This is a genomic window from Arthrobacter sp. CG_A4 (assembly GCF_035985125.1).
In the GTDB taxonomy this organism is placed as follows: Bacteria; Actinomycetota; Actinomycetes; order Actinomycetales; family Micrococcaceae; genus Arthrobacter.
Genome location: NZ_JAXCID010000006.1, coordinates 1 through 25388 on the forward strand (window position 1 = coordinate 1; position 25388 = coordinate 25388).

General features: G+C 64.7%; 25 protein-coding genes. 11 read left to right on the forward strand and 14 right to left on the reverse strand.

Annotated elements, in window-relative coordinates; all coding sequences use genetic code 11:
- Positions 1-110: 110 nt before the first annotated feature.
- Entirely contained in the window at positions 111-233 is a 123-nt protein-coding gene (locus tag RCH07_RS03925; protein WP_326966169.1) for a hypothetical protein, read from the reverse strand.
- A gap of 433 nt (positions 234-666) precedes the next feature.
- Here RCH07_RS03925 and RCH07_RS03930 point away from each other — a divergent pair, with 433 nt between their 5' ends.
- Positions 667-2628, forward strand: a complete 1962-nt coding sequence (locus tag RCH07_RS03930; protein WP_326966170.1) for an adenylyl cyclase — start codon at positions 667-669, stop codon at positions 2626-2628.
- Positions 2629-2765: 137 nt separating this feature from the next.
- Here RCH07_RS03930 and RCH07_RS03935 read toward each other — a convergent pair whose 3' ends face one another.
- The gene (locus RCH07_RS03935; protein WP_326966171.1) at positions 2766-3110 is read right to left on the reverse strand and encodes a hypothetical protein; all 345 of its coding nucleotides are present in this window, start codon (positions 3108-3110) and stop codon (positions 2766-2768) included.
- A 147-nt stretch (positions 3111-3257) separates the two neighbouring features.
- On the opposite strand from RCH07_RS03935, the gene RCH07_RS03940 reads away from it, so the two are divergent.
- The gene (locus RCH07_RS03940; protein WP_326966172.1) at positions 3258-3938 is read left to right on the forward strand and encodes an HAD-IA family hydrolase; all 681 of its coding nucleotides are present in this window, start codon (positions 3258-3260) and stop codon (positions 3936-3938) included.
- Positions 3939-4133: 195 nt separating this feature from the next.
- Here RCH07_RS03940 and RCH07_RS03945 read toward each other — a convergent pair whose 3' ends face one another.
- On the reverse strand, positions 4134-4988 hold the full coding sequence (locus tag RCH07_RS03945) for a 3-hydroxyacyl-CoA dehydrogenase (RefSeq protein ID WP_326966173.1): 855 nt from the start codon (positions 4986-4988) through the stop codon (positions 4134-4136).
- A 26-nt stretch (positions 4989-5014) separates the two neighbouring features.
- Positions 5015-5647 (reverse strand): TetR/AcrR family transcriptional regulator, encoded by a 633-nt coding sequence (locus RCH07_RS03950; RefSeq protein ID WP_326966174.1) that lies wholly within the window; start codon positions 5645-5647, stop codon positions 5015-5017.
- A 69-nt stretch (positions 5648-5716) separates the two neighbouring features.
- On the opposite strand from RCH07_RS03950, the gene RCH07_RS03955 reads away from it, so the two are divergent.
- Positions 5717-6505, forward strand: a complete 789-nt coding sequence (locus RCH07_RS03955) for a flavin-containing monooxygenase (protein WP_326966175.1) — start codon at positions 5717-5719, stop codon at positions 6503-6505.
- 24 nt (positions 6506-6529) lie between these two features.
- Positions 6530-8125 carry an alpha/beta fold hydrolase gene (locus tag RCH07_RS03960; protein ID WP_326966176.1) on the forward strand — a complete coding sequence of 532 codons (1596 nt, stop codon included), beginning with the start codon at positions 6530-6532 and terminating at the stop codon, positions 8123-8125.
- Between the two features lie 148 nt (positions 8126-8273).
- Here RCH07_RS03960 and pulA read toward each other — a convergent pair whose 3' ends face one another.
- Positions 8274-11351 carry a pullulanase-type alpha-1,6-glucosidase gene (gene pulA / locus RCH07_RS03965; RefSeq protein ID WP_326966177.1) on the reverse strand — a complete coding sequence of 1026 codons (3078 nt, stop codon included), beginning with the start codon at positions 11349-11351 and terminating at the stop codon, positions 8274-8276.
- Between the two features lie 195 nt (positions 11352-11546).
- Here pulA and RCH07_RS03970 point away from each other — a divergent pair, with 195 nt between their 5' ends.
- Both RCH07_RS03970 and RCH07_RS03975 read left to right on the forward strand, forming a co-directional pair.
- A complete protein-coding gene (locus tag RCH07_RS03970; protein ID WP_326966178.1) occupies positions 11547-12620 on the forward strand; it encodes a LacI family DNA-binding transcriptional regulator in 1074 nt (357 codons plus the stop codon).
- A 192-nt stretch (positions 12621-12812) separates the two neighbouring features.
- The gene (locus RCH07_RS03975) at positions 12813-13835 is read left to right on the forward strand and encodes a DUF808 domain-containing protein (RefSeq protein ID WP_326966179.1); all 1023 of its coding nucleotides are present in this window, start codon (positions 12813-12815) and stop codon (positions 13833-13835) included.
- A gap of 81 nt (positions 13836-13916) precedes the next feature.
- Here RCH07_RS03975 and RCH07_RS03980 read toward each other — a convergent pair whose 3' ends face one another.
- From RCH07_RS03980 to RCH07_RS03990, 3 genes are all read right to left on the reverse strand, one after another.
- Positions 13917-14225, reverse strand: coding sequence for a hypothetical protein (locus tag RCH07_RS03980; protein ID WP_326966180.1), 309 nt, complete (start codon positions 14223-14225; stop codon positions 13917-13919).
- A 616-nt stretch (positions 14226-14841) separates the two neighbouring features.
- Entirely contained in the window at positions 14842-15102 is a 261-nt protein-coding gene (locus tag RCH07_RS03985; protein WP_326966181.1) for a type II toxin-antitoxin system RelE family toxin, read from the reverse strand.
- Positions 15099-15347 (reverse strand): type II toxin-antitoxin system Phd/YefM family antitoxin, encoded by a 249-nt coding sequence (locus tag RCH07_RS03990; RefSeq protein WP_326966182.1) that lies wholly within the window; start codon positions 15345-15347, stop codon positions 15099-15101. Before RCH07_RS03990 ends, RCH07_RS03985 begins: the two co-directional genes overlap by 4 nt.
- 140 nt (positions 15348-15487) lie before the next feature.
- On the opposite strand from RCH07_RS03990, the gene RCH07_RS03995 reads away from it, so the two are divergent.
- The 3 genes from RCH07_RS03995 (at position 15488) to RCH07_RS04005 (ending at position 16947) form a co-directional block, all read left to right on the forward strand.
- Positions 15488-16261, forward strand: a complete 774-nt coding sequence (locus tag RCH07_RS03995) for a hypothetical protein (RefSeq protein WP_326966183.1) — start codon at positions 15488-15490, stop codon at positions 16259-16261.
- A gap of 120 nt (positions 16262-16381) precedes the next feature.
- Positions 16382-16657 carry a type II toxin-antitoxin system Phd/YefM family antitoxin gene (locus RCH07_RS04000; RefSeq protein WP_326966184.1) on the forward strand — a complete coding sequence of 92 codons (276 nt, stop codon included), beginning with the start codon at positions 16382-16384 and terminating at the stop codon, positions 16655-16657.
- 32 nt (positions 16658-16689) lie between these two features.
- The gene (locus RCH07_RS04005) at positions 16690-16947 is read left to right on the forward strand and encodes a type II toxin-antitoxin system RelE family toxin (RefSeq protein WP_326966185.1); all 258 of its coding nucleotides are present in this window, start codon (positions 16690-16692) and stop codon (positions 16945-16947) included.
- 236 nt (positions 16948-17183) lie between these two features.
- On the opposite strand, the gene RCH07_RS04010 is transcribed toward RCH07_RS04005, so the two are convergent.
- From RCH07_RS04010 to RCH07_RS04035, 6 genes are all read right to left on the reverse strand, one after another.
- Entirely contained in the window at positions 17184-17816 is a 633-nt protein-coding gene (locus RCH07_RS04010) for an RES family NAD+ phosphorylase (protein WP_326966186.1), read from the reverse strand.
- Positions 17813-18466, reverse strand: a complete 654-nt coding sequence (locus tag RCH07_RS04015) for a hypothetical protein (RefSeq protein WP_326966187.1) — start codon at positions 18464-18466, stop codon at positions 17813-17815. The genes RCH07_RS04010 and RCH07_RS04015 overlap by 4 nt, the downstream gene beginning before the upstream one ends.
- A gap of 228 nt (positions 18467-18694) precedes the next feature.
- Complete coding sequence (locus RCH07_RS04020) at positions 18695-19258, reverse strand: hypothetical protein (protein WP_326966188.1); 564 nt, start codon at positions 19256-19258, stop codon at positions 18695-18697.
- A 315-nt stretch (positions 19259-19573) separates the two neighbouring features.
- Entirely contained in the window at positions 19574-19972 is a 399-nt protein-coding gene (locus tag RCH07_RS04025) for a DUF898 family protein (protein ID WP_326966189.1), read from the reverse strand.
- A gap of 92 nt (positions 19973-20064) precedes the next feature.
- Entirely contained in the window at positions 20065-20733 is a 669-nt protein-coding gene (locus RCH07_RS04030; protein ID WP_326966190.1) for a hypothetical protein, read from the reverse strand.
- Between the two features lie 46 nt (positions 20734-20779).
- Positions 20780-21439: a hypothetical protein gene (locus tag RCH07_RS04035; protein WP_326966191.1), complete on the reverse strand. Its 660-nt coding sequence runs from the start codon at positions 21437-21439 to the stop codon at positions 20780-20782.
- 237 nt (positions 21440-21676) lie between these two features.
- On the opposite strand from RCH07_RS04035, the gene RCH07_RS04040 reads away from it, so the two are divergent.
- Together RCH07_RS04040 and RCH07_RS04045 are read left to right on the forward strand one after the other, a co-directional pair.
- Positions 21677-23740 carry a hypothetical protein gene (locus RCH07_RS04040; protein WP_326966192.1) on the forward strand — a complete coding sequence of 688 codons (2064 nt, stop codon included), beginning with the start codon at positions 21677-21679 and terminating at the stop codon, positions 23738-23740.
- Entirely contained in the window at positions 23740-25383 is a 1644-nt protein-coding gene (locus RCH07_RS04045) for a class I SAM-dependent DNA methyltransferase (protein WP_326966193.1), read from the forward strand. Before RCH07_RS04040 ends, RCH07_RS04045 begins: the two co-directional genes overlap by 1 nt.
- The last annotated feature ends 5 nt before the right edge of the window (positions 25384-25388 follow it).

Consider the following 25388-nt stretch of genomic DNA (forward strand, 5'->3'; position numbering starts at 1 on the left):
CGTGAAAGTACCCGACAAGGAAATGGTGGAACTAGAAGACAGCGGCACCCTGACCAGACACGAATGGCACCCCGAATGGAACTACACCCTCAAAACCAGAGACACACCAACTAAATAATCAGCGAGCCCTTAGCGCCGGCCTTTTCGGGAGCGGCCGATCCGCAGGCTGTCAGCGACAGGGCCAGGCAGGCGGCCGCAGCAGAGAACACAGTGAACTTGCTTTGGTTTTTCACAGGGGAAGACTCCTTCGTCAAAATTCCATCCGCTTCGCAGGGCCGGAAGCGGAAATTCGCCGTTGCTGGGTTGGGGGCAACAGCACCGTTGGCATGGTGAACGATCCCGATGGGAGCGCTCTCACGGTCATGGTGTCCCACCTCACATCCCGTTGTCAAGAGCGGGCTTCTCCCCCGGCCCAGACTCTTGCCGGGGCCCGGGGGCGATGCTAGGCTACCGATGCGGGAGCGCTCCCACAACAGTTGTCGTGACCGGCTCTCGTTGTTTATCCAGCCCGATTTTCCGTGCCGATAGTCCGTCCATCGGCACACCCACTGCGCTGGCGCAAGGGTCCCGCCCTTCAGCCGGCACCGTCTACCAGGCGCGCACGGTACGGACGTAAAGTCACCACCGCACGCCTGGAGCCCTTCCCCACAGAGAACAGGACCAGCAATGCCGCTAGCCCACTTCCCCCTTCGGCCACGGGCCGCCCGGCGCGAGATTCCGCAGCCGCGGCGCGCCCGGGGCCGCCTCATCGCCGGCACCGTCGCCCTCCTCATCGGCCTCATCGGCAGCGGCGGTGGCGTCGCCGCCGCCTCGGTGCCGGCCAAGCCGCAGGCCCCCGCACCAACTGCGCCCAAAGCCCCCGCACCGGCCGGCCCCCAGGCCGTGGACCCCGGCTTCGGTCCCAACGTCCGGATTTTCGACCCCAGCATGCCCGTGGCCGAGATCCAGGCCGCCGTCGCTGCCATTGCGGCCCAGCAGGTCGACGACGAGATGGGTACCAACCGCTATTCCCTGCTGTTCAAGCCCGGCACCTACGGCAGCGCCGAGGAGCCCCTCATCGTTCAGGTGGGCTACTCCACCGAGGTAGCGGGCCTGGGCGCCTCACCCACGGATGTCACCATCAACGGCCGCGTCAACGTTTATAACCGGTGCCTGACCGCGGACAACTGCATCGCGCTGAACAACTTCTGGCGCTCGCTGTCCAACCTGACTATTAACGTCACAGCCCTCGACGGCTGCCGCGGCTCGGCCAACTTCTGGGCCGCCTCGCAGGCATCCCCCATGCGGCGGGTCAACGTCACCGGCGGCAATCTTTCCCTGATGGACTACTGCACAGCCGGGCCGCAGTTCGCCAGCGGCGGCTTCATCTCCGACTCGAAGACCGGCACCGTCATCAACGGCTCACAGCAGCAGTACTATGTGCGGGACAGCAACATCGACGGCTGGTCCAACGCCGTCTGGAACCAGGTCTTCTCCGGCGTCAACGGCGCCCCGGCGCAGTCCTTCCCCACTCCGCCGTACACCAACCTGGCCAGCACCCCGGTCAGCCGGGAGAAGCCCTACCTCACCGTCGACGCGGCGGGTCAGTACGGCGTCTTCGTTCCCGCCGTCCGCAAGGACTCCGCCGGCACCACATGGGAAAACGGTCCCACGGCGGGCCGCAGCATCGCACTGTCCGACTTCTTCGTGGCCAGGCCCACCGATTCGGTCAAGACCATCAATTCCCAGCTGGCGCGCGGCAAGAACCTGCTGCTCACCCCGGGGATCTACGACGTCGGCCAGAGCATCGAGGTCAAGCGTGCCAACACCGTCGTGCTCGGACTCGGCATGGCCACCCTCACTGCCGTCGACGGCGCCGTGCCGCTGACTGTCGCGGACGTCCCCGGCGTCGACATTGCCGGCGTAACCATAGATGCGGGCGAGGTGAACTCGCCCGCGCTGATGCGCATCGGCAAGGCCGCCAAGTACGGAAAACCCGCCAAGGCTGACGAATCCGGCAAGTCGGGCAATAACAGTGATGCCGCCAACCCCACCACGCTGCACGATGTGTTCTTCCGCATCGGCGGCCCGCACGTGGGCAAGGCCACTGTCAGCCTTGAGGTCAACAGTGATAACGTCCTCCTGGACCATATCTGGGCCTGGCGCGCGGACCACGGCAACCCAGGCAGCTTCGGTTGGACCGTCAGCACCGGACAGAACGGCGTCATCGTCAACGGCGACAACGTCACCGCCACCGGACTCTTCGTAGAGCACTACCAGCAGTACAACGTCATCTGGAACGGAGAGAACGGCAAGACCGTCTTCTTCCAGAACGAGCTGCCTTACGATGCACCCAACCAGGCCGCCTGGCAGCACGACGGCGTCCTGGGCTGGGCCGGCTACAAGGTTGCCGATTCGGTCAAGACCCACGAGCTCTGGGGCGGGGGCAGCTACGTCTATAACAACGTGGACCCCACGATCCACGCCACGCGGGGCTTTGAGGTGCCGGTCACACCCGGTGTGAAGCTCCACGGCCTGCTGACCGTCAACCTCGGCGCCGGGACCCTGGATCACGTCATCAACGACACCGGCGCGCCGGTGTCCGTCGACGCCGTCGGGGTGCCCAGCTACGTCGCCAACTTCGGCTGAAAAGCCCGGCGGGCGGGACCCACGGGCCCGCCCGCCGGACACGGCCCGCCGGACACGGCCGGCCGGACACGGCCGGGCCGACACAGCCGGGCCGACACAGCCGGGAAACGCACGTCCCCAAAACTAAGGTAAGGCGGCTACGCGCCAGTTACGCCCGAGTTCGGGAGGCTGCCGATGAGGGTGACAATCAGAGCCAGGTAAGCGATGAAGAACACCACCCACATGATAAACAGGCCGATCCCCACCCAGCCGAGCACCCGCCCTTCGGCCGCAGGAACGCCGAAGGCCTCGGCCTTCTTCGACCGGGATATCGCCAGCGGCCCGAACAGGATCCCCAGGCTGACGATCGCCAGGATTCCGAACACCGTGGCCAGCCGCGCGTGCCGCATGCCCTCCATGTACCAGCGCAGCTGCCCCATCGTCACTGGCTGCTGATCCGGGTGCTGATAGGCGTTTTGTGGTCCATACTCGCTGGTCGACATGGGTCCCCCTGGTCTTTTTTTTTGGTGCTCGCGATGGTTGCCGTCACAGCATATGGTGTTTAGCGGCACGCCACCCGCGGGAGAGCTGGGGCGGCATCAGCGCGTAACACTCGTCCGTCCAGCATCAAGGTGGACCATGATTGGCTGGTGGCTATCCCCGCTCCCGCTGTTCCACGCACCCTGACCTGCCGTGCGGTCCTGTTTGACATGGACGGCACGCTGGTTGATTCCACGCCCGTTGTGGAACAGGTCTGGAGTGAATTCGCGGCCCGGTACGGCCTCGACGCCGCCGAGATTCTGCGCACCTCCCACGGCGTGCAGGCCATCGACACTGTCCGCCGGTTCGCCCCTGCGGGTTCGGACCTCACAGCGCTTGCAGCCGAGCTCGGCGCCATGGAACGTGTCCGGACCGAGGGGATTCTGCCGCTGCCCGGGGCCGCGGAGCTCCTGAGTTTTCTTCCCGGCAACGCTGTGGCCCTGGTGACGTCGGCCGACCGGATCCTGGCAGACATCCGTATGGAAGCCGCCGGCCTGGCCATGCCCGCAACCGCTGTCACCGCCGACCTCATTACCCATGGCAAGCCGCATCCGGAAGGGTATCTGCGGGCGGCCGAACTGCTGGGGGTAGAGCCTGCGGACGCCCTCATCTTCGAGGATGCGCCTGCCGGGATCGCATCCGGGCTGGCTGCCGGCATCCGCACGGTGGGAGTGGGCCCGACTACCGGCCCGCTCCCCGACGGCGTGCTGCACATCAGGGACTACACTTCCGTCCGCGCCACCGTGCAAACGGACGACGCCGGATTCCGGACTATTTCCTTCCGGCTTTAGGGTTGACCAACGCTGCGTTCATTGTCAGCGCGGAAAAAGCGGGAAACGAATTTCGCGGGAGACAAACGACGCGCAGCCAACCCTGGCCCTCTACTTGGTGTCAAGGTCGCGCCGATGACGAAGGGTGATCGCCAACACGGACGCGGCAGCCCGGGCGTTCCGGCTCCGATTCCGCCGCAGCGACACTCGGCGGACTCAGTACGTGTAGAAGCCCTCGCCCGTCGCGACGCCGAGCTTGCCCTGGTCGATGTAGTTCTCCTTCAGGTACTGGGCGAATGCCCGGGACCCTGCGTCCGGGGAGGACGCGGAGATGTTGTACGCGGTACCCAGGCCAACGACGTCGAAGATCTGAAACGGTCCGCTCGGCGCCCCGGTGGCAATGCGCCAGGTCTTGTCGATCGTTTCCGGGCTGGCGACGCCCTGCAGCAGCAGGCCGGCGGCCGCATTCAGGAGCGGGACCAGAAGCGAGTTCAGGACGTAGCCGGCTTTCTCCTTCTTGATCTCGATCGGCTCCAGCCCGCTGTTCCGGGCGAACTCGACGACGGCGTCGAACACGGCCGGATCGGTTTCGGCGGTGCCCATCACCTCGGCGATGTTCTGCGCCCAGATGTTGTTGGCGTAGTGGATGGCAAGAAAACGGTCTGGACGGCCGGTGGAATCCTTGAGGTCGCTGGGCAGCAGGGTCGAGGAGTTCGTGGCGAAGATGGTCCTGGCGGGGGCCAGGTCCGCGAGCTTGCGGTACATGTCCCGCTTGAGCTCGAGCAGTTCGGGAACGGCCTCAATCACCAGATCTGCGTCGGCCACGGCGGCCCCGAGGTCAGCGCTGAGGCTCAGCTTGTCAAGGGCTGCCTCGGCCTGGCCCTCCGAGGCACCGGTGACCTGGGCCCGGTAGATGCCGGCGAGATGCGCGAAGCGGGCCCGGGCCTTGTCCAGGGCCGCGTCGTCAATGTCGTAAGCCGTAACGGCAAATCCGTGGAACGCGGCCTGGAAGGCGATTTGTGAGCCGAGCACTCCGGTACCGAGTACGGTCAGCGTCTTGATGTGGGGCATACGGGTTTTTCCTTTCGAGGCGGGCGCTACGGGCTGCCCGGGTGGACGGATCCGTAGATACTGCGGATCCAGATGGTCGATAACACGTCCAGGGCGCGGGACCCCGCGATGGCGGGACTCTCCTGGTTGAGGACCGCGGTGATCACCCGCTCATTCATCAGGTTGAGGCTCACTGCGAGGTCGTGGGCGTCAATGCCCCCGGGAGCGGCGCCCCGGGCTTGCTCTGACGTGATCACGTTGGTCGAAAAGTCGGCCCAGGACTGCATCGACTTGGACCAGAGCTTCCGCACCTCCTCGTTGCGGGAGCATCCAGCGATCGCGGCGGTGGCGACGCCGCGGTGGGACGTGAACACCTCGACGAACACGCCGATGGACCGGGTCCAGGCTCCCGCGGGATCACTGTCAAAATCCCGCGGCAGCTGGCCCACCCGGTATTCCACCTCGGTGATAACACGATCCAGGAGGGCCAGCAGCACCCCGTCTTTGGACGAGAAGTAAAAATAGAAGGTGGGACGGGAGATGCCGGCGCCGCGGGCCAGATCCTCGATCGAAATGTCATCAAAGCCCCGCTCGCCGAGGAGCGCCTCGGCCGTGACGAGGATGGCGTCCTGGCGCTCATCCCCCGAGATCCGTGCGCTACGTCTTCCTCGTTGAGCCATGCGCCCATCCTAGCCCGGGTTCTCGACACAGTGTTGACTCTGTCAACTTTAAGTCGATAGCTTGGCTTCATGAGCGAACACGTGGATGTGTTGATTGTTGGAGCCGGGCTGAGCGGCATAGGTTTCGCCAGCCGGCTGAAACGCGAGGTACCCGGAAAGACCTTTACGATCCTGGAGTCCCGCGGAGCGGTGGGAGGCACCTGGGATCTTTTCCGGTACCCGGGCATCCGCTCGGACAGCGACATGTTCACGCTCGGCTACTCCTTCCGGCCCTGGGCCGGAGCCAAGGCCATCGCCGACGGCGACTCAATCCGGGACTACATCGAAGCGACGGTCGCGGACGAGGGCCTGGCACCGCGGATCCGGCTGAACCACCGGGTGGTATCGGCCGAGTGGTCCAGCGACACCGCGCTGTGGACAGTCACGGCCGCCCGCACGGCCGGCGGCGAACACCGGCAGGACCATCCGGCGTCGACCGCCAATCCAGTCACATTTACCTGCTCGTTCCTGTCCGTCTGCTCGGGCTACTACCGCTATGACGAAGGCTTTACCCCGGCCATCGCGGGTGCCGACACTTTCGCCGGTTCGATCGTCCACCCGCAGCACTGGCCGGCCGGCCTCGATTACGACGGCAAGCAGGTGGTGATCATCGGCAGCGGGGCCACCGCGGTGACACTCGTCCCGTCGATGGCAAAGTCGGCTGCCAAAGTCACCATGCTGCAGCGCTCCCCCAGCTACATCGCGCCCGTCCCGTCCCGGGACCACCTGGCGGACCGCCTCCGGGGCAAGGTGCCCGCCCAACTGGCGTACGGCGTCGTACGGGCCAAGAACATTCTCTTTTCGATGTTCACCTACTAGCTCAGCCGACGCCGGCCGGAGACGATGAAGGCGATCCTCCGTAAGTCGGCCGTCGCCAAGCTGCCGGCGGGCTATGCGGTGGACACACATCTGGCCCCGTCGTATCAGCCGTGGGACCAGAGGGTCTGCGCCATCCCCAATGGGGACCTGTACCGCGCCATCAGCGCGGGCACTGCGGAGATCATGACCGACAGGATCTCGCGGATCACCCCGGAGGGGATCGACCTGGTCTCGGGCGGGTCGATTCCGGCCGACGTGATTGTCACAGCAACGGGACTGAACCTGCTGGTGATCGGCGGCATGACGCTGACCGTTGACGGCGAGCCGGTGGACGTAGGCAAGACCCTGACGTACAAGGGCATGATGCTCGACGGCGTCCCCAACTTTGCGCTCACCATCGGCTACACCAACGCGTCCTGGACCCTCAAAGCGGACCTGGTGGCCGGCTACATCTGCCGGCTGCTGAAGCACCTCGACCGCCGGGACCTGCACTGGGTGGCACCCCAAGCTCCCGCCGGCGCGGCGGACGCTGGGCTGACGTCCCTGATCGATCTGAAGGCCGGCTACATCCTGCGCGACGCCGGCCACCTGCCCAGGCAGGGCGCCGGCTCGCCGTGGCGGCTGCACCAGAACTATGTGCGCGACTTCGCCCTGCTCAGAGCCGGCAGGCTGACGGACCACGTCCGCTTCGGTCGCCGCGGGCAACAGGTGGCGGCGCCGGAGCCCGAAACTTCGGCGCCGGCCCAGGACCCGCTTTCCCTCCCCGGGACAGGGCACGTCGACGTCGGCGGCACGCGGTTGCGCTACCGGAAAACCGGCAGTGGAGATCCCGTGCTGCTCCTGCACGGCATTGGCCAGAGCCTGGAGGACTGGAACGAGCAGCACGAACGTCTCTCGGCACGCCACACCGTCTACAGCGTTGACCTGCCCGGCTTCGCATACTCCGAGCGCCTCTCCGGGCCGGCGACGTTGGCGAAGCTGGCGGCCGTCCTGCCCGCCTTCCTCGACGCCGTCGGGGTGCACCGGCCGCTGCCCGTGATGGGCAACTCGCTCGGCGGCGCCGTCGCCATGAGGTTCGCTGCCGACAATCCCAGCCGCGTCTCAGCCCTCGTTTTGGCCAACAGCGCCGGGTTCGGCCAGGAGGTTGCATTGGTCCTGCGCCTGCTCACGGTCAGGCCGCTGGCGGCATTGCTTATGCGTCCGGATGTGAAGGCTTCCCGCCGCACTGTCGAGTCGATCTTCTACGACAAGGAGCTGGTGACCGAAGCCCGTGTTGGTCATGCTTTCGCGTTGTCGCAACGGGCGGCCCACCGTCAAACAGTCGAAGAAATCGCCCGCGATCTCGGCACGATCTCCGGTATCAGGGCCGGCTGGCGGACCGCTCTGTTGGAGGCCTTGGCGCCTTTGGACATTCCGACGCTGGTGGTCTGGGGCGACCACGACCACGTCCTTCCCTTCAGCCACTTGAAGGCGGCCGCCGCGGCGTTGCCCCGTTCCGAGTCGTACGTATTCTCGAAGACGGGCCACATGCCGCAGATCGAACGGCCCGACGAGTTCGCCGCAGTGGTTGAGGAGTTCCTGTCCCGGGTCATGGCGGGGCGGCTGGCGGCCGGCGTCTAACCCGGCCACACTGCCTCGGCCACACTGCCTGGATGGGCCGAGGCTAGCTGAACGGAGCGCCGACGGCGGGTCCGGCCGCCGCGGCAGCCGAGTCCGCCGTCGTCGACAAGTGCACGCCCCGGGTGCCCTGCGGCCAGGCAGCGCAACGCTAACGGACCTGGAACACCGCCACCGTGCGGGCGGGGACGGTGAAGGTCCCGGTCGCCGAATCGTGGGTGGCCTTCTTGACCACCGGATCGATGCCCCCGGACTGTACCGGGTGCAGGGTATAAGCGGCCCCCGTTGTCCCGGCAACAGTCTGGCTGACAGGCTCATCGGCGGCGTTGAACACCACCACCAGCCCGCGCAGGTCCTTGTCCACGTCCGGGCCCACGGTATCGTCGATGCGCATTACCACTACGCCCGGCGCCTGTTCGGGGCCGCCGGCAGGGAAGGACACCTTTTGCTGCACGAGGCTGGCTTCGCCCAAGTGGAACAACGGCGTGCTCTTGCGGATCTGCAGCAGCTCAGCGGCCCGGCCGCGCGCTTCGGCAATCTCAGCGGAGGCAGGCTTCTGCGCGGGGTCTGCAAGCAGCGGGCGCATGTAGTTGTACTTGTCTTCGTTGTCAGCCTTGGGCGGCAACCCGCGGCCGAAGCCGTTGGTGACGTCCGTGTGGTCCAGGATGTTGAACCAGTCGCCCGAGTCGTAACTGTTGCGGTCCAGTGACTTGCTGCGCAGCGATTCGCCTCCCGCGTGCCAGAAGGAGATGCCCTGGCTGAAGGCCGTGGTGCTGAGGGAAAGGGTCTGCATCCGGGTCCGGTCAGCCATCACCGTGTCCTGCGGCAGTTTGAGGGCGAGGGAATCGAAGAGCGTCTCATTGTCGTGGGCCTCGACGTAGCTGACGGCTTCCTGCGGATCGCTGGTGTAGCCGGCGGGGGCGCCGTTGTACGGCACGTCCGCCCCGGTGACGGGGGCTCCGGTGCGGTCAACGAAGGAGTAGTCCTTCAGGTTGCCGGTCAGGCCTACCTTGACCAGGTCCTGGGCAAGGAGGAGGGCCGTTTTTTGCTGTTCCGGGGTGCCGTTGGCCGGCGAACTGTTGGGGTCCGTGAACAGGCCGGACCCGAAGCCCTGGACCCGCGGATCAGGATCAAAAGGACCGCCCCCGCGGACAGCATCGCGCAGGCGGTCGTTAAATGTGCCGATGCCGGTTCCGGCCATGTTGGCCTGGGTGGCCTGGACAAAACGGGCGTTGTCCGCCACTTCACCGAAGTTCCAGCCTTCGCCGTACAGGGTGATGTTCTTGCCGTCGACGCCGTCCTTGGCCGGCGTCAGCTCGTCGAGGGCCGCCCGGACGTCCAACAAGTTCTGTTTGGAGTGATGGCCCATGAGGTCAAACCGGAAGCCGTCCAGCTTGTAGGTCTTGGCAAGTGTCACCAGGGAATCGATCATGAGCTTGCCCATCATCGCGTTCTCAGTGGCCGTATTGGCGCAGCAGGTCGATGTTTCAAGGGATCCGGTGGCGGCGTTCAGGCGGTGGTAGTACCCGGGAACAATCCGGTCAAGGTTGTTGCTCCCGGACTGGCCTGCACTCGACGTGTGGTTGTAGACGACGTCCTGGATGACGCGCGCTCCGGCGGTGTTCAGCGCGGCCACCATCTCGCGGAATTCGGTGATCCTGGCTGTCCCGTCCGGGTTGGTGGCGTACGAGCCCTCAGGCGCCGTGTAGTGCAGCGGATCGTAGCCCCAGTTGAACCCGTCCTTAGCCGCGGTCTTTCCCACGCAGGACTGCTGTTCCCCCGAATCTGCGGGTAGGGCGGCGAGGTCACAGGCCGGTTCGAGCCGGTCGCTGCGCCTTTCCTCGATGGTGCCGATGTCATTGACTGGCAGCAGGTGGACTGCGTTCATCCCGGCCTCAGTCAACTCCCGGAGGCGCCGCATGCCGTTGCTGTCGGAATCGGTAAAGGCCTTGTAGGTGCCGCGGTGCGCCTCCGGAACGGACTCGTCCGTGATGGAGAAGTCACGGACCTGCAGCTCGTAGAGGGAGAGGTCCTCCGGCTTGCTGAGCGCCGGCTTCTGCAGCTTCTTCCAGCCAGCGGGGGCCAGGGATTTGTCCTCCACGTCAACGAAAAGGCTGCGCTCGGATTTGGCGGAGAGGCCCACACTGTAGGGATCGGTGACCAGGTTCCGCTCAACCTTGCCGGTTTCCGGCACAAAGACCTCCACCTCGTACAGGTAGTATGCGCCCTTCCAGTCTTTGTCCCCGGTCATGGACCAGACGCCGTCCTTGCCAGGTTCCATAGTCCGGCTGGATACAGGATCGCCGGCTGAACCGGAAGCGTAAGTGTGGACGGTGACGCTGCGCGCTGTAGGCGCCCACAGGGAAAGCTCTGGCCGGTTACCCTTCCACCTCAGTCCGAGTTCCTGCTCCGCTGCGCCCCGGTAAAGCGTGTCCAGGACCCCGGGGACCTGGACTCCGGTGGCGGCTGTGACCTTGCCGTCCGCCCCGACAGCGGCGACGATCAACTGACCCTTGAGCAATTCTCTGGCGCGCAGGCTGTCACCTTCCGCCAGCCGAAAGGCGGCGAAGTCCCCCAGATGGGGATACTTGGCTGCCAGACCGGCGTCCAGCGCGTCGCCGGTCTTTTCCAGCGCTGTGTAGCTTCCGCCGGTGACCCGTCCGTCGGCCACGGCCATGCCGCCATCGGGGGCACTGTAAAGCCGGTAGGTGGTGCCTTCGGCCGCAGGCGCCTGCCAGGCGATGGTGTCCGCCGACAGCCAGTGCGATCCTGCCTCAGCCGCGGGCGCATCAGGGACGTCGTCACTGAGAGTGTGGCTGGCGTGGTCGTAGGTGAAAGTTACGGGCCCGCCGGGGGCACTGAGCACGACGTCGCCACCCCCGGCTGCTCCGCCTGCACCGTAGTTTTCATCCCACGAATTGTTGATGGCGACCTTCATGCCGTAGGTGCCCGCCGGGATATCGAACGTGGCGCGGTAGAGCGATGCGGAGCCCTCTACGGGTTGCAGCTTGCTGGCTGCGCAGTCCGGCTGCCAGTCTTTTGTGCAGCCGATTTCGGATTGCAGCGAGCCGACCAGCACCACGGCCTGGGGCGCGGCGGTGTGGTCTGCAAACGCGGGGAGGGCCAGCCCTCCCAATGCCAATGGAGTGGCGCAGGCTGCCACCAGGGCAGCCACGAGTTTTCTGTTGAGGGCAGCTGGGGGCCCGAGAAGTGTGGAGCGGTGAGTCATGGAAGACCTTCCTTGAATACGCCCCGGCCGGCAGCGGTGAGGGGCGGGGGTATCCACGAGCCTAGGTTCCCTTTCTCGAGCACGTCAATGATTTGCTGAAAATTTCATGCTTTCTTTTCATGTTGTGATCATCTGCTATTCCGTACACTGGGAAGCACCATAGCTTCCGGACAGCTGTTCCGGCGAAGGAGCAACATGAGCATGACCCGGGGCGGGGCGGAACCTGCCGCAGCCGAACGTCCAAAACTGGAAGACCTTGCACGGAAGGTCGGCGTCAGCATCGCCACTGTGTCCCGGGTGGTCAACGGCCGAAAGGGGGTTTCACGGGAGGTGCGCCAGGCAGTCCTCGCTGCAATGGACGACCTGGGCTACGAGCGCCCCGACCGCGCCCGGAGCGCCACCCGGGGGCAAGTGGGGATCGTTGTCCCGGACCTGACCAATCCGATCTTTCCGGCCATCGCCCAGGCTGTGGTCTCCCTTCTCTCCCAGGAGGACTTCATGCCCGTGATCTGTGCCTTGCCGGGCGGAGGACGCACAGAGGACGAGTACATCGAGATGCTCGTGGCGCAGGGGGCATCCGGCATCATTTTCATCTGCAGCGCCCACGCCGATTGCCAGGCCAGCCTGGAGCGCTATCACCGTTTGCGCGGGCGGGGCATCCCCTACGTATTGGTTAACGGCCCCCGCCCGGAACTTGGGGCAGCCTCGGTGTCCAACGACGACGCCGGCGCGATCCGCACCGCGGTCCAGCATCTCGCCAGCCTGGGGCACCGGAACGTGGGGCTGGCCATCGGCCCGCACCGCTTCATTCCCAGCCGGCAGAAGCTGGCCGGATTCCGCATCGCACTCGCCGAGTTCCTGGATATTGACAACCCTGAACCCCATACAGCAACCAGCATGTTCACGGTGGAAGGCGGCCAGAGCGCGGCCAATGAACTCCTCGACTCCGGCCACACGGCGATTGTGTGTGGTTCGGACGTGATGGCGCTGGGAGCCATCCGCGCAGCGCGGGCCAGGGGGCTGCGTGTGCCCGAGGACGTGTCAATCGTCGGCTTCGATGACTCCACGCTGATGGCCCTCACCAATCCGCCGCTGACAACACTCCGCCAGCCTGCCGCCGCCATTGCGCACGCTGCCGTCCATGCCCTCGCTGCCGACATGGCCGGCGAACACTCCAGCCGCTCGCCGGTAGTTCTCTCGTCAGACCTTGTGCTGCGCGGGTCTACCGGTCCTGCGACAACACCTTCAGGCCCGCCGCGCAGCCGGTGATCCCCGGCAATGAAAGAGTACCTATTAGAACGCTGAAGGAAGACCTCAGGAGGATCGGTCCTTCTCGGGGATAGTCGAGGCCACGGGCATTACCCGCTTCGGCTGACTGTATAATTTGAGGATGCCGATCACGCGCCTCAATCGAGGCCTCCATGCCCTGCAGTCCCCGCTCGAGCAGTGCGGGAGCGGTCTGTGAGCGGCGGTCTCGTCGCCCTGCTGGATGACGTCGCAGCTCTGGTCCGCATAGCAGCCGCCTCGGTGGACGACGTCGCTGCCGGAGCAGCGAAGGCGGGAGCCAAGGCCGCCGGTGTGGTGATCGACGACGCCGCCGTCACCCCGCAGTACGTGTCGGGGGCGGACCCGTCCCGCGAACTGCCGATGATCAAGCGGATCTTCTGGGGCTCGCTCCGGAACAAGCTGCTGATCATCCTGCCGGCACTGCTGCTCGTCAGCGCCTTCGTCCCGGGTGCCATCCCGTTCATCCTTATGCTCGGCGGCACCTACCTCTGCTACGAGGGCGCCGAAAAAGTCTGGCACAAGTTCCGCGGCCACCACGCGGACGAAGAGGCGCCGGCGGTCGAACGGGGTCCGGAGGCGGAGGCTAAGGTCACCAAGGGCGCCATCACCACCGACTTCATCCTGTCCTGCGAGATTATGGTCATCTCGTTGAACGAGGTGACCGATGAGTCTTTGTTGGTCCGGGCGCTCATCCTGGCCGTCGTCGCGGTCCTGATCACGGTGCTCGTTTACGGTGCCGTCGCACTCATTGTCAAGATGGACGACTTCGGCCTGCACCTGGCCTCTAAGGACTCCGCTGGCTCCCAGCGCTTCGGCGAGCTGCTCGTCAGGGGGATGCCCTCAGTGCTCGCCGCAATAACCCTCGTCGGGACGATCGCCATGCTTTGGGTCGGTGGCCACATCATGCTGCAGGGGGCATATGACCTCGGCTGGCACGTGCCGTATGACCTTGTCCATGTCCTCGAAGCCCCATTCGCAGGGATCCCCGTGGCGGGCGGCTTCCTGGCCTGGCTCGTGAACACCCTGTGCTCGGCCGTCCTCGGACTCGCTTGGGGCCTCGTCGTCATGGCTATCGTGGGCCCGCTGCTGAAAGTGCTGTCGTTCGGCAAAAAGACGGGCGGGCACGGCGCGGACGACGTCCGCACCGAAGTCGCCGGCTCTCATCCGGCGAAACATACCTCCGATCCCGCTTCTTAGCTCAGACTTCTATACGACGACCCACGTGGCAGCGGCGGCTGCGGATTACTCCGGGGATCTGGGTACCAAAGCAGGACGCACCTACCCCGGGATCTGGATTCGTGCGGCTTCCTGCGTCAGCGGGGTGGAGATCTTTGCTGTTGACGCACCGGGGGCGATGTCGAAGGCAAGGAATCCCCGCGCCTTGTCACCCGGCAGAATGTTGCCCGAGGCCAGCTGCTTGTCCGTGAAGAGGCTCAGATAGGCTTTGCGCCCATTCGCGTCCTTCAGAACAGCCGAGACAATCGTGATCTCCGCGACGTCGCCGTTGCCCATCTTGACGCTGAACGGAGCGCCGACGGCGGGTCCGGCAGCTACCGTCGGAGCGGGCGCTGCAGGTGCCGAAGACACACGCTGAGAATCTGTTGGAGAAGGCCGGCGTGTAGTTGTGCAACGCGCTGCACAACTAGCCAAGAAGAGGGATGCCAATTGTGCAAGCGCCGCTTGCACAATTTGGACGGGCCCTTTCTCAATCTTGCGAGCGGCACTTGCAAAATTGGCCCGTCGCGAAGCCGTTCCATCATTTGCAGGGGGCAGTTGCAGCAGTTGGCGGCCGCCCACGGCCTGGGCGTCCGACATTGGCCACCGGTCATGTGGCAAAACCTAGGTCGAATTGAATCGTGCAGCAGTCCGCTGCACAATTTCCATTGAGGCGCGTGCCGATGTTGCAGACTGCGTCTGCAACATCGCTTTGACCGTTATGCCCCGCGGGTCCTGGCTGACATCGCCCGCAAACTCGTCACTGAACGCTGGCGAGACCAAGGGCGCCCCGCAGCATAGTGTCGTCAACGGTTGGTACTCTAACGCCGTTGCCGTGGTGCAGGCAGCCCAGAACTGCTACATCGCGGGAAGTTCCATGCGGAATGGAAACCTGCTGGTCCTTATTGGTCTGGGAGTTGCCGGCGAACTGATTGTCCGTGGAATGGAGCGGGCACGCCGACAGCGACCGTCGCCGCCCCCTGACCGGCTACTTGGCGTACACATCACGCCGATGACCAAGGGTGACAACAACCACCAGCAGGATATCGTCTTGGATAGTGTAAATGATCCGATAGTCGCCAACACGGACCCGGAAGCCCGGGCGTCCGCTCAGGGCGAGCGCTTTGGGCGGCCGGGGATCGGACCCAAGGAGTGCGATGCCGCCGTGGATACGATCACGGTCCTGGGGGTGGATTTGTCTGAGAGCGCGAAGGGCCGCTGGACGTAGCTCAATCCGGTAGTTCGTCATACCCAGCCGAGGTCGACCTTCACCTGTGCCCAGGGGATGTTCGCTCCCTCCTCAGCCATGGCCGCATCGAAGGCTGCGATGTCCTCGACTTCTTCCAGAGCTGCCAGCATCTGCTCGTAGCGCTCCGGCGATACCAAAACCGCTGCCCGACGCCCCCGGCGCTCGATGAATACCGGCTCCAATTCGGCCACGGCGATGAGCTCTGGCAGATGGGATCGCGCGTCCGTGATGTTGATAGTCGACATTCCACTAATGTACACCTAAGAAAATCAGGTGTACATGAAAGGTCCTGCCTGCGAAGCCCTACACCGGTCTCGATAGACCGGGACAAGCCGAGCAGCAGCGCCTGTCGGGCGTCTGCGTAGACCCCGGTATCCTCGTGATCATGACTGAAAGCCCGCAACTGGTGAACCGAGCACGCGATTGGATCGCAAAGGCCCGTTCATTTCACGACCAACAGCTCACCACGCACCGCAGGGTGAGGCGCCTTGGAAAGACCCGCCTGACATTCACCACAGGCGAAGCCATAACCAACTTGAGCGCCTTTTTTGTTGCCGGATCGACAGGGTCAGCGGGCCTACCAAATTGGGCTGTCTTGGGTCTTTTGCTCGTGGGCTTCTTGGGAGGCAAGTACCTGTTCCCTATCCCGGACAGCAGCATCGCCAGCCGAAGAGGCCCCGCCGATGTGGTCAGCAAGGGCGCTGCGAACCTCGACAGTCTGACACCGGAGGAGATCCGGGCCCACGAGAACAACATGGTTTTGAAGCACCGGCTTAAGAGCCCCGTAGGGCTGGGCACGGCACAGGCGCTGCAACGCCAGCGCGAGGCGGCCCGGACAGCGGAACAGGCCGCCGGCATGGCCGCTGGGAACCTGACCGGGCTGTCATTGGTTGACGCTCAGGCCTACAGCGCAGCGACCGCACAGCATGAGCTCCTCGAGAGCCGGTGGCTTGCCTATGAGGTTGACCCGCACCTGCAGTTCGATTTTCCGGCAATGTCCGATACTGCCTTCCCGGCTACCGCGGCCATGACCAAGGCAAGGCGGAAGGCCGACCAGGCAAAGTCAAACGGCCACACGGCGGAATACCAGTCCGCCGTGGCGGCGTTCGGCGAGGCCCTGACCGTAGCTGAAGCCGCCGCAGGAGTGCCCCAGAGATAGGCCACCGAACTATCGCCGCAATTCCCACTGCACGTTCTGCGGGCGAGGACATGACAATCCGGCAATTATTGGCTACATTTCAGGGGAGTTTATAGCCAAACTTTCGGCTAGAATCGGGACATGAAAACTGTCCCGCTGAGTGAGGCCAAAGACAAACTCTCCGCTTTGGTCGAGGAGGCGGACCGAACCCATGAAATCATCCAGATCACTCGGCACGGGCACCCGTCGGCCGTGTTGATGTCGGCCGACGATTTGGAGTCCCTTCAAGAAACAATCCATTGGCTATCGCAGCCTGGCATCAGGGAAGACATAGAGCAGGCCAAACGCGACATCGCGGAAGGCAACACGGTCAGCGGCGATGACCTCCGCCGCGAGTCTGGACTTCCGCCAAGGTGAGCGCAGCAGCATCGGATGACCGAAGTCCTTGGATGGTCGAAGCCACCAGCCCCGCGCTGAAGGGATTTCGCCGGGTGCCGGAGAAAGCTGCCGCCGCAATCATAGAGTTCGTTGCCGGAGCGATGGCTGACAATCCTCGGAGGCTCAGCAAGCCGCTCACCAATGAACTTCTGGGCCTGCGTACTGCACGCCGTGGTGATTACCGCGTCCTATTCACACTCGATCCTGAAGCGCACACCCTGTATGTTCATCGGATCGAACACCGATCCGATGTTTGCAAGCCGCGCTGACCAGATTCCGGTAGCCGGGGTTGATCATGCTCAAAGGGCCCGGGCTCCAAAGCACGGATCCCCGCCATGAGTCGAAGAGCCAGCAGCCAACTTGCAGCCTCCGTGAGATTACGATCTACCTGGACTATTCGATATGGCTTGACCGCACTCTTTCCTCCCGCCTCCTGGAAGTGTCCTGATCCTATGCGCCAATTTTGGCCACAGCCGGCACTTTTCAATGATTCGGCATATTAGGGCTAGCGCGGCATGACGTCGATCTGCAGGAACGCGCACGTATTCACGAGCCAGTCAAAGCCGAGGCCGGAAGCGAACATCATGCCGCTGCCCGGGACCAAGGCAAGATCAGCCTCCCCGACCCGGTCACCGAACAGCATGTACGCCTTGGCGCTGTTGTCCCGCTTGGACATCCAGCCGATCCCGTCATACCCGGCCGTGTGCGCTGCCTCAGCCCACTTGCGGGTCTGGGGGTAATTCATCTCCGGCGTATCCGTCAGCTGGTTGGCCTCCACGCCCAAGCGACGGGTGAGGCCCAGTCCGTAAAACTCGGCGATCTTGAGCGGTCGCGTGATTTCCAGGCCTACCAGGACGGAGTCCTGGTAGGTTGGCCGGCGTAGCAGTCCCCTGGCGCCGATGGGGATGTTCTTCAGTAGTGTTTCGGCGACTGCCGCTTCCCGCGTTTCCGCAAGGTAAAGGACGGGCACCATCGGGTCACCGAAGAAATGGAAGCGTCCGGGCCCGTTCGGTCCGGGATTGAATTCGGCGGGCCGGAAGCGATTTGCGTGCACACGCTGGAAGACGGCCCCGGCAGCGAGGACAGCTTCGGTCGGGAGGAACGGGGTGGGTGGGTCAGGTGTCTCCGGTGCCGTCACCAGATGGCACCGAATTCGGTACGGGCAGCAGCCAGCAGCCGATCCGGGTCATTGAGGTGATCCGCCGGGCGGTCCTGTTCAGCGAACATCGACGATGGCGCGGCCAGCCACAGGACCAAGTCTTCGTCCGTGGTCTCCAGGTCCCGTGCCACCGCGATCAGCTGCGGGATGACCGGCAGGACCGATCCCTTGGCCAGGTCGAATTGGAACTTTGGGAAACGGGCAGCGTGCCGGCGTGTGTAGCCGAGCAGCTTCCCGGCGGCGCGCTGCGATGAGGCGAAGTTCCGATTGGTGGGCTTGGCACCCAGGAGTTCCGCAGCCTCGGCGCTGGTGAGCGAGGGCAGCTCCCGTTCAATCTTCCGCCACCAGTTCTCTTCCGCCTGAAGGCTGCGGGCCAGCTCAGGCGACACCGGCTCCGGATTGGACGCCATTGCCGAACCTAGCGCGGCAATGCTTCGTTCCTCGCTGAGTACGCGCAGGAGCGTACTCGTCTCGACCACCAGGGCTTTTGTTCTAAAGACGGCCGTGCGCGGCGCAGGAGAGGCGTCCTTCGTTGTCACAAACGTGCTTGTTGCTCCCGACCTGTATATTCCCGTGGCCGCCTGCTTGCCGCGCTTCACGAGCAACGCCTTGCGTCGCGATGTTGCCATCCCAGCTACCCTCCCAATGACATCTGTTACACCTCATGCTAGCGCGTAACTTGTCACTGCGTAAGGTCGGGCGGCTACCGGGAGGACCATGGCCGGGGCCTCCTCCACGAGGATGATCTCGCGGATCGGTGCCGGTCCGGCGGCGGGCGTGCGCTGGCATTCGTGCTCACAGCGGTCAGATCGCGGACACGAGCCCTGCTGATCGAAGCGACACGCCCTAGCAGCAGCTCACGCTTTGATCGCGGCCCACGCCTCAAGGGCGTCCGCTATTCGGAACAGCTCTTCGTGCAATTGAGACTCAAAGCTGAAGAAATCATGACCCGGGAAACACGCGTCGACAAGCCCGTATAGGAGGATATCGAGGCGCAGTACGTCCAAAGCGATGCGGCTGTCGACTCCATAATGCATCAAGGTGTTGCGGAAGGGTCTATTATCATCGCCGCACAAGTCCGTTGCGATGTCGCTGTTATGGATCGCCTTCAATTTCTCCAAGGCGTCTCGAGTCACCACAGATTCCATGTCGCGACATATTTTCTGGAGACTACGGAGGACGGTGTAGACCGTCAGATACTCCATTTTGACTATCGTCTGCCGGGAGGCGTCTGTGCGGTCTTGCCGAAGAACGAACCGCAGAAAATTGAGCATGGACAGCAACACCGCCAGAAGTCCGGTCACATCGGGATCGGACACGCCTGGGCAGGCGTTGGCGTAGACCCGACTGGATCTGCGGTTTCGTTCGGACATGAGACCGTCGTCAACCGCGTCAAGAAAGGAGAAACTAGGCATATCCATCTCAAGATCCCATGCGCGACAAGCAGATGACATGAATGCCGTGTAAATCTGAGCCGGTTCGGTGAAGTCTGCTTTCCCGTATTTAGCCTTCGTATATACGTCCGCAATTTCATGTCCGAGCCGTGTGCGGTGTTCTCGAAGAACTTTCGGCTATGCCGTGAGTCTGCGATCCGTCCCAGATAGCGGGCATCTGCCAGTTCCGCCAGATCGGCGCCCTGCATCTTTATCCAACGCCTGCCCTCATGCACAAACAAGGAGAGCCCGATCCGCACCCCGCAAAAGCCCTGCACCCCGAAGGGTGCAGGGCCGTTCTGTCTAAGCGAAGACGGTCTTTTCGACCTTCCACTGCATCAGCCTCGGGTAGACCCAGAAGGTGTAGATGCCAAGCGTGATGATGCTCAGGAGCGCCCATTTGATCCACAGCCCGAAGATGCCCCATCCGGTGCCGACGAACATAAGCTGCCGGCCGTGAAGGTAGGTGTTCTTGGCCCGCCACCGCTCAACGAGGACCAGGGCGAACGGATAGCAGATCCCAATCGTGCAGATCGTAATCAGGACGCCGAGGATCTGGGTTCCGAACCAGGAAGCAGCCCCGCCACGAAACTGATAGATCTGTACCCCAGTGACGGCCCCGGCACCGGTGGCCGCCATGGTTCCGGAGTCTGCGACGGGCATCTGCCCATACGCCGAAACGTGCTCTTTGTTGATGCTCAAGGAATCCCCCAATAGATAAAGCGAAAGTGAACAGTTGAACTGTAAGCGTTGCGAGGGAGCCGGGCACCCCCGGACACGGCTCCTCAGCCGCACTACCCCGGGATCTGGATCCGTGCGGCTTCCTGCATCAGCGGGGTGGAGATCATTACTGTCGAGGCACCGGGCGCGATGTCGAATGCAATGAATCCTCGAGTCTTGTCACCCGGCAGAACGTCGCCGGAGCCAAGCTGGTTGTCCGCGAAGAGGCTCAGATCGGCTTTGCGCCCAGTGGAGTCCTTGGCAGAGAAGTAGAACGGGTTGGAGCTGGTCTTGCCCGTCTCCGTTTCCCACAGGACATCCAGGAGCAGGTAACTTCCACTCTTTGGTGCCGTGGCAAAAGCCGTGGTGGCGACAGCGTCCGTTCGCACGGCCGAGACAATCGTGATCTTCGCGACGTTGCCGTTGCCCATCTTGACGCTGAACGGGGCGCCGACGGCGGGTCCGGCCGGCGCCGCCGGTGGCGCTGCGGGGGCAGCGGGGGCAGCGGGCGCTGCAGACTGTACAGCAGCTGCCGAAGTGGTAGCCGCAGGAGCCGACGACGACGGCGCCGCGGCGGGGCTCACGTCACTGGCCTGCTTGGAGCCCCCGGAGCAGGAGCCCAGGGCGATTCCCAGCACCAGGACTCCGGCCGGGATGAGGAAGCGCTTCTTCTTGAAGAACGGCCGCGGCTGAGACGCTGCAATCGCAGCGGTCAAGGGCTGTTCCGAGACTTCGTGGGACATGTGATGCCTTTCCAAGGGTGAATGAATGATGTGAGGTGTGAGACTGCTACTGCTTTTCCCATTTGCCGCAGCGGCTGGACTTGAAGTCCTGCCCGCCGGAGAGCGCAACTGAGGGCCGGCCGCCGCCGGGGAGATCGTTGTCAATGATGTTGCTGCCGTTGCTGCCCGTGGCGTAGATGCCCCAGTAGCAGGAGGAGCCGACGTCGGCCGCCGCCCGGTAGGTGCCGGCCTCGATGTCCTTACCCACGGTCCAGGTGCCGTCCCCGATGGTGTTGGCCGCCTTCGTCTTCTCAGCACCGGTCACGGCCTCTTCGCGCTTCTTGACGGCCGCATCAGCAGTCTTGACGGCTGCATCTGCCTTGCCAGCCTCGGTTTCCCGTGCCGCGACCTTCGCTTCGCGGGCGGCAATGCCGTTCTGCAGCGTGTCGTATTTCGATTTCATCGACTCGTAGCTTGATTTAGCCGAGTCACGATCCGACTCCACGGCCGACTTCTCCCCCGCCAATGCCACGTAGGCGTCGCTGGACTTGGGGTCCGGCAGCGTAGTGCCGACGGCGGTCGCACCCGCCAGCAGTGCCACGGCGGCTGCGACGGTGAAGATCCGCCGCTTCCGTCCCGGTTTAGCCTTTTCGCTGGCCGGCCGGGCCTCGCCCAGCACGTCTGTGATGTGCGGTCCCGCCGGTTCGGTCGTGTCGGTGTTGACCATGTTCTCTTCCTCTGTTGTCGGATCGCTGCTGATCGGCGGCGGGATACCGATCCCCCAATGCGTGGTTCCCCGCCGCCGTCGCAGCTCCGGAGGATTCCCTCGTCGCTGCAGAATCGAAGCTACGGTGGCCCCGTACCGTCCGAACTAAACAACACTGATAACCCCCCTTATCGAAACCTCCGCACTAAAGTCACAGCGCCCCGTTAGGCTGGGGGTCGACGTCGTAAGGAGGCGCACATGAACGAAGCAGCAGCCCTGCGTATGACCCTTTCGGACGTCGCCGCCCTGGCTCAAGTCCAGCGCCCCGTCGTGTCCATGTGGCGCAAACGCAGCATCGGATCGGCTCACCCGTTTCCACAGCCCGCAGCGCTCGAAGGCGGCCGTGAACTGTTCGACGCCTGCCATGTCGCCAGCTGGCTGGACGCCACCGGACGCGGCAACAACCCGGAGGCCGCCAGCGACACCGCCGCCTTCACCCGGATGCCCCGCACCACAGCCAGCGACAGCCCGGAAAACACCCTGGCCGCCCTCACCGCCCTGCTGACCCTTAAAGCGATGACCGGCAAGACGGTTGGGCAGCTGAGCCGGGATGAGCTGCTGGACCTAGCGGACGAGTGCGATCCTGATGACTCGTTTCTCTACGCCGAGCTTGAGGCCCAGGGCCCGTCCTTTGCCTCCGCTGCAGCGTTCGCAGACCGGCTGGTCGATAGCGCCTACAACGCGGCCGCTGCCTTCGAGCAACTGCTGGCGGCCCGGTTCCGGGTGGGGCTCCGCGAGCATTCGGATACCGCCCTTACCGAATCCGCCGTGGGGCTGATTTCAGCGGCCGCCGTCGAGCTCGCCGCGACCCTCGGCGGGAACGCCGTGTTTGCCGACTCCACCCGTGGCGGCAGCGATCTGCTGATGGGCGTCGTGCACGCTGCCGGCGAGAGTGCCCCCGTCACGTTTTTGACAGCGGACGACGACGGCGGCGCCGCCCGACTGGTGCGCCGCCGCCTCCGCGTGCATGGCGTGAACGGTGGACAGATCCGGGTGGATTCCAGCGGCGAGTTCGCCGTCCACGGACCCGTGGTCCATGTGGCGCAATATCCGTCCCCGGGTCAGCCGGGCATGGACGCACCCCAGATTCTCGCGGCGCTGGAACACCTGGTCCTGCAGATGGATGATCAGCAGCGGGCGGTCATCATCGCCCCCGCACGGGTTCTCTCCGATGTGCCGCCGGAAGCCGGCGCGGCGAGTATCCGTTCGGGACTGCTGCGCACCGGCCGGGTGCGCGCCATCGTCCGGCTGCCGCAGGGACTCCTGCGTTCCAAGCCCCGAGAAGCCCAGGCACTGTGGGTCCTGGGACCGGCCTTCGCCGAGGTTCCTATTGCCGAGCGGTGGACCATGGTGGCTGACGTGAGCACCCGGGACCTCACAGAAGACGTCCGCCAGGACCTCATCAGCGATATCGTCGCGTCCATGGGTGACCGCGCCACCCTCCGCGCCCACTCCTTCCGCTTCGCCCGGCTGGTGCAGACCCGTGTGCTGCTGGCCGGCAGGGGGTCCTTGGTGGCGGTGACATCCCGCGGTCCGGCGCTGACTGCCGACGGCGCCGGCGCCGCTCTTCGAGGGGAGCACCTCGTGCGCCTGCTGCGAACCGGCGGACCGGAAAACATCGGCAACGTGGGGGTCCTTCCGGGCGATTCGAAGGTGAAGGCGCAGCCCGCCTCCGTCCAGGAACTGATGACCGCCGGCACCCTCAGCTACCGCAAGGGCAACCGGCTGGCGGACGCTCACCTGACCGCCGCGTCCGGAACCAGGGTCATCGGCCCGGCGGATCTGCTCCAGCCGGACACCGCACCGTCCCGGTACATCAGCTTGCTGGAGTTCGCCGCCAGCAACCCCGGGGGCCGGCTCACCGAGCCGGGCGACGTCGTGTTCTGCACCAGCCCGCGGCCGGCGGCCATGGTCGACGCCGACGGCGGCTGCGCCGTCGTGTTCCCCGCGAGGGTGCTGCGGATCGAAGCCGGTGACCCCGGCGGGCTGCTGCCCGACGTCGTCGCCGCGGACATCAACGCATTGTCCGGCAGGGACAAGGACTGGCGGCACTGGCAGCTGCGCCGCGTGCCGGACGCCCAGCGTAAGAAGCTTGCCGAAACGCTGTCCCGGCTGCAACACGGGCAGCACCTGGCCCGCGAACGCCTCAAGCGGCTGGAGGAACTCGCTACCCTGATTACGGACGGCGTAGCGGGCGGAAGCCTCACCCTGACAGAGCCGGGCACAACGCTCGCCGAACCACAGACCGAAGGAACTACGTAATGCCCGCCGCAAAGAGAAGTACAGCACTGAAGGTGGACCTCGCCCCGTCCACCATGAAGGAACTCAAGGACACCCTCTGGAAGGCCGCGGACAAACTGCGCGGTTCCATGGATGCCTCCCAGTACAAGGACGTGATCCTGGGCATGGTGTTCCTGAAGTACGTCTCGGACGCGTTCGAGGAGCGCCAGGGGCAGATCCAAGCCGAGCTGGAAGCGGACGGGCTCAATGAGGAGCAGATCGCCCAGCTGATCGACGATGTGGACGAGTACACCGGCCGCGGCGTGTTCTGGGTGTCCGAGCGCGCCCGCTGGACCTACCTGGCGGAGAACGCCAAGGGCCTCTCCGCGATGGACGGCGCCGAGCCCAAGCAGATCGGGCAGCTCATCGATGAAGCCATGGACCTCATCATGGCCGACAACAAGTCCCTGGCCGCCACACTTCCCCGCATCTACAACCGGGACAACGTGGACCAGCGCCGCCTCGGCGAGCTGCTGGACCTGTTCAACTCCGCCCGCTTCACCGGCCAGGGTGCCAGCAGGGCACGCGACCTGCTGGGCGAGGTGTACGAGTACTTCCTGGAGAAGTTCGCCAAGGCCGAGGGCAAGCGTGGCGGCGAGTTCTACACCCCCGCCGGTGTGGTCCGCGTGCTGGTGGAGGTCCTGGAACCGCACCGCGGCCGGGTCTACGATCCCTGCTGCGGCTCGGGCGGCATGTTTGTCCAGGCCGAGAAGTTCCTGGCGGCGCACAATATGGAGGGCTCGGACATCTCCGTCTACGGCCAGGAGCTCAACGAGCGCACCTGGCGGATGGCCAAGATGAACCTCGCCATCCACGGGCTCAACGCCAACCTCGCCTCCCGCTGGGGCGACACCTTCGCCAGGGACCAGCACCCCGAGCTGAGCGGGAACAACGGCGCCGACTTCATCATGGCCAACCCGCCCTTCAACATCAAAGACTGGGCCCGCTCCGAGTCCGATTCCCGCTGGAAGTACGGTGTGCCCCCGGCCGGCAACGCCAACTACGCCTGGATCCAGCACATCATCGCCAAGCTGGCGCCCGGCGGGTCCGCGGGCGTGGTTATGGCCAACGGCTCCATGTCCTCCAATTCCGGCGGCGAGGGCGAGATCCGCGCCCAGCTGGTCGAGGCGGACCTCGTCTCCTGCATGGTGGCGCTGCCCACCCAGCTCTTCCGCAGCACCGGCATCCCGGTCTGCACCTGGTTCTTCGCGAAGGACAAGACCGCGGGTCCGCACGGCGCTGTGGATCGGACCGGGCAGGTGCTCTTCATCGACGCCCGCAACCTCGGCTCCATGGTGGACCGCGCCGAACGCGCCCTGTCCGATGAGGACATTGCCAAGATCGCCAACACCTTCCATGCCTGGCGCGGCACTGCTTCGGCGGTTGAGTCCGGCCTGACGTACGACGACGAAGCCGGCTTCTGCTATTCGGCCAGTCTCGCGGAGGTCAAGGCCACAGACTATGCGCTCGCGCCGGGCCGGTATGTAGGCGCGGCCGATGTGGAGGACGACGGCGAGCCGATCGAGGATAAGATCGCGCGGTTGTCCAAGGAGTTGTTCGAGCAGTTCGAGGAGTCCGAGCGGCTCGCGCAGGTTGTGCGCGAGCAGTTAGGGCGGGTTTCGTGAACGAG

Excerpts from the sequence above, each read along its gene's own strand:
- RCH07_RS03930 (WP_326966170.1), top strand. The coding sequence starts at position 667 with ATGCCGCTAGCCCACTTCCCCCTTCGGCCACGGGCCGCCCGGCGCGAG.
- RCH07_RS03935 (WP_326966171.1), bottom strand. The coding sequence starts at position 3,110 with ATGTCGACCAGCGAGTATGGACCACAAAACGCCTATCAGCACCCGGAT.
- RCH07_RS03945 (WP_326966173.1), bottom strand. The coding sequence starts at position 4,988 with ATGCCCCACATCAAGACGCTGACCGTACTCGGTACCGGAGTGCTCGGC.
- RCH07_RS03950 (WP_326966174.1), bottom strand. The coding sequence starts at position 5,647 with ATGGCTCAACGAGGAAGACGTAGCGCACGGATCTCGGGGGATGAGCGC.
- RCH07_RS03955 (WP_326966175.1), top strand. The coding sequence starts at position 5,717 with ATGAGCGAACACGTGGATGTGTTGATTGTTGGAGCCGGGCTGAGCGGC.
- RCH07_RS03960 (WP_326966176.1), top strand. The coding sequence starts at position 6,530 with ATGAAGGCGATCCTCCGTAAGTCGGCCGTCGCCAAGCTGCCGGCGGGC.
- pulA (WP_326966177.1), bottom strand. The coding sequence starts at position 11,351 with ATGACTCACCGCTCCACACTTCTCGGGCCCCCAGCTGCCCTCAACAGA.
- RCH07_RS03970 (WP_326966178.1), top strand. The coding sequence starts at position 11,547 with ATGAGCATGACCCGGGGCGGGGCGGAACCTGCCGCAGCCGAACGTCCA.
- RCH07_RS03985 (WP_326966181.1), bottom strand. The coding sequence starts at position 15,102 with ATGACGAACTACCGGATTGAGCTACGTCCAGCGGCCCTTCGCGCTCTC.
- RCH07_RS03990 (WP_326966182.1), bottom strand. The coding sequence starts at position 15,347 with ATGTCGACTATCAACATCACGGACGCGCGATCCCATCTGCCAGAGCTC.
- RCH07_RS03995 (WP_326966183.1), top strand. The coding sequence starts at position 15,488 with ATGACTGAAAGCCCGCAACTGGTGAACCGAGCACGCGATTGGATCGCA.
- RCH07_RS04000 (WP_326966184.1), top strand. The coding sequence starts at position 16,382 with ATGAAAACTGTCCCGCTGAGTGAGGCCAAAGACAAACTCTCCGCTTTG.
- RCH07_RS04005 (WP_326966185.1), top strand. The coding sequence starts at position 16,690 with ATGGTCGAAGCCACCAGCCCCGCGCTGAAGGGATTTCGCCGGGTGCCG.
- RCH07_RS04015 (WP_326966187.1), bottom strand. The coding sequence starts at position 18,466 with ATGGCAACATCGCGACGCAAGGCGTTGCTCGTGAAGCGCGGCAAGCAG.
- RCH07_RS04020 (WP_326966188.1), bottom strand. The coding sequence starts at position 19,258 with ATGGATATGCCTAGTTTCTCCTTTCTTGACGCGGTTGACGACGGTCTC.
- RCH07_RS04030 (WP_326966190.1), bottom strand. The coding sequence starts at position 20,733 with ATGTCCCACGAAGTCTCGGAACAGCCCTTGACCGCTGCGATTGCAGCG.
- RCH07_RS04035 (WP_326966191.1), bottom strand. The coding sequence starts at position 21,439 with ATGGTCAACACCGACACGACCGAACCGGCGGGACCGCACATCACAGAC.
- RCH07_RS04040 (WP_326966192.1), top strand. The coding sequence starts at position 21,677 with ATGAACGAAGCAGCAGCCCTGCGTATGACCCTTTCGGACGTCGCCGCC.
- RCH07_RS04045 (WP_326966193.1), top strand. The coding sequence starts at position 23,740 with ATGCCCGCCGCAAAGAGAAGTACAGCACTGAAGGTGGACCTCGCCCCG.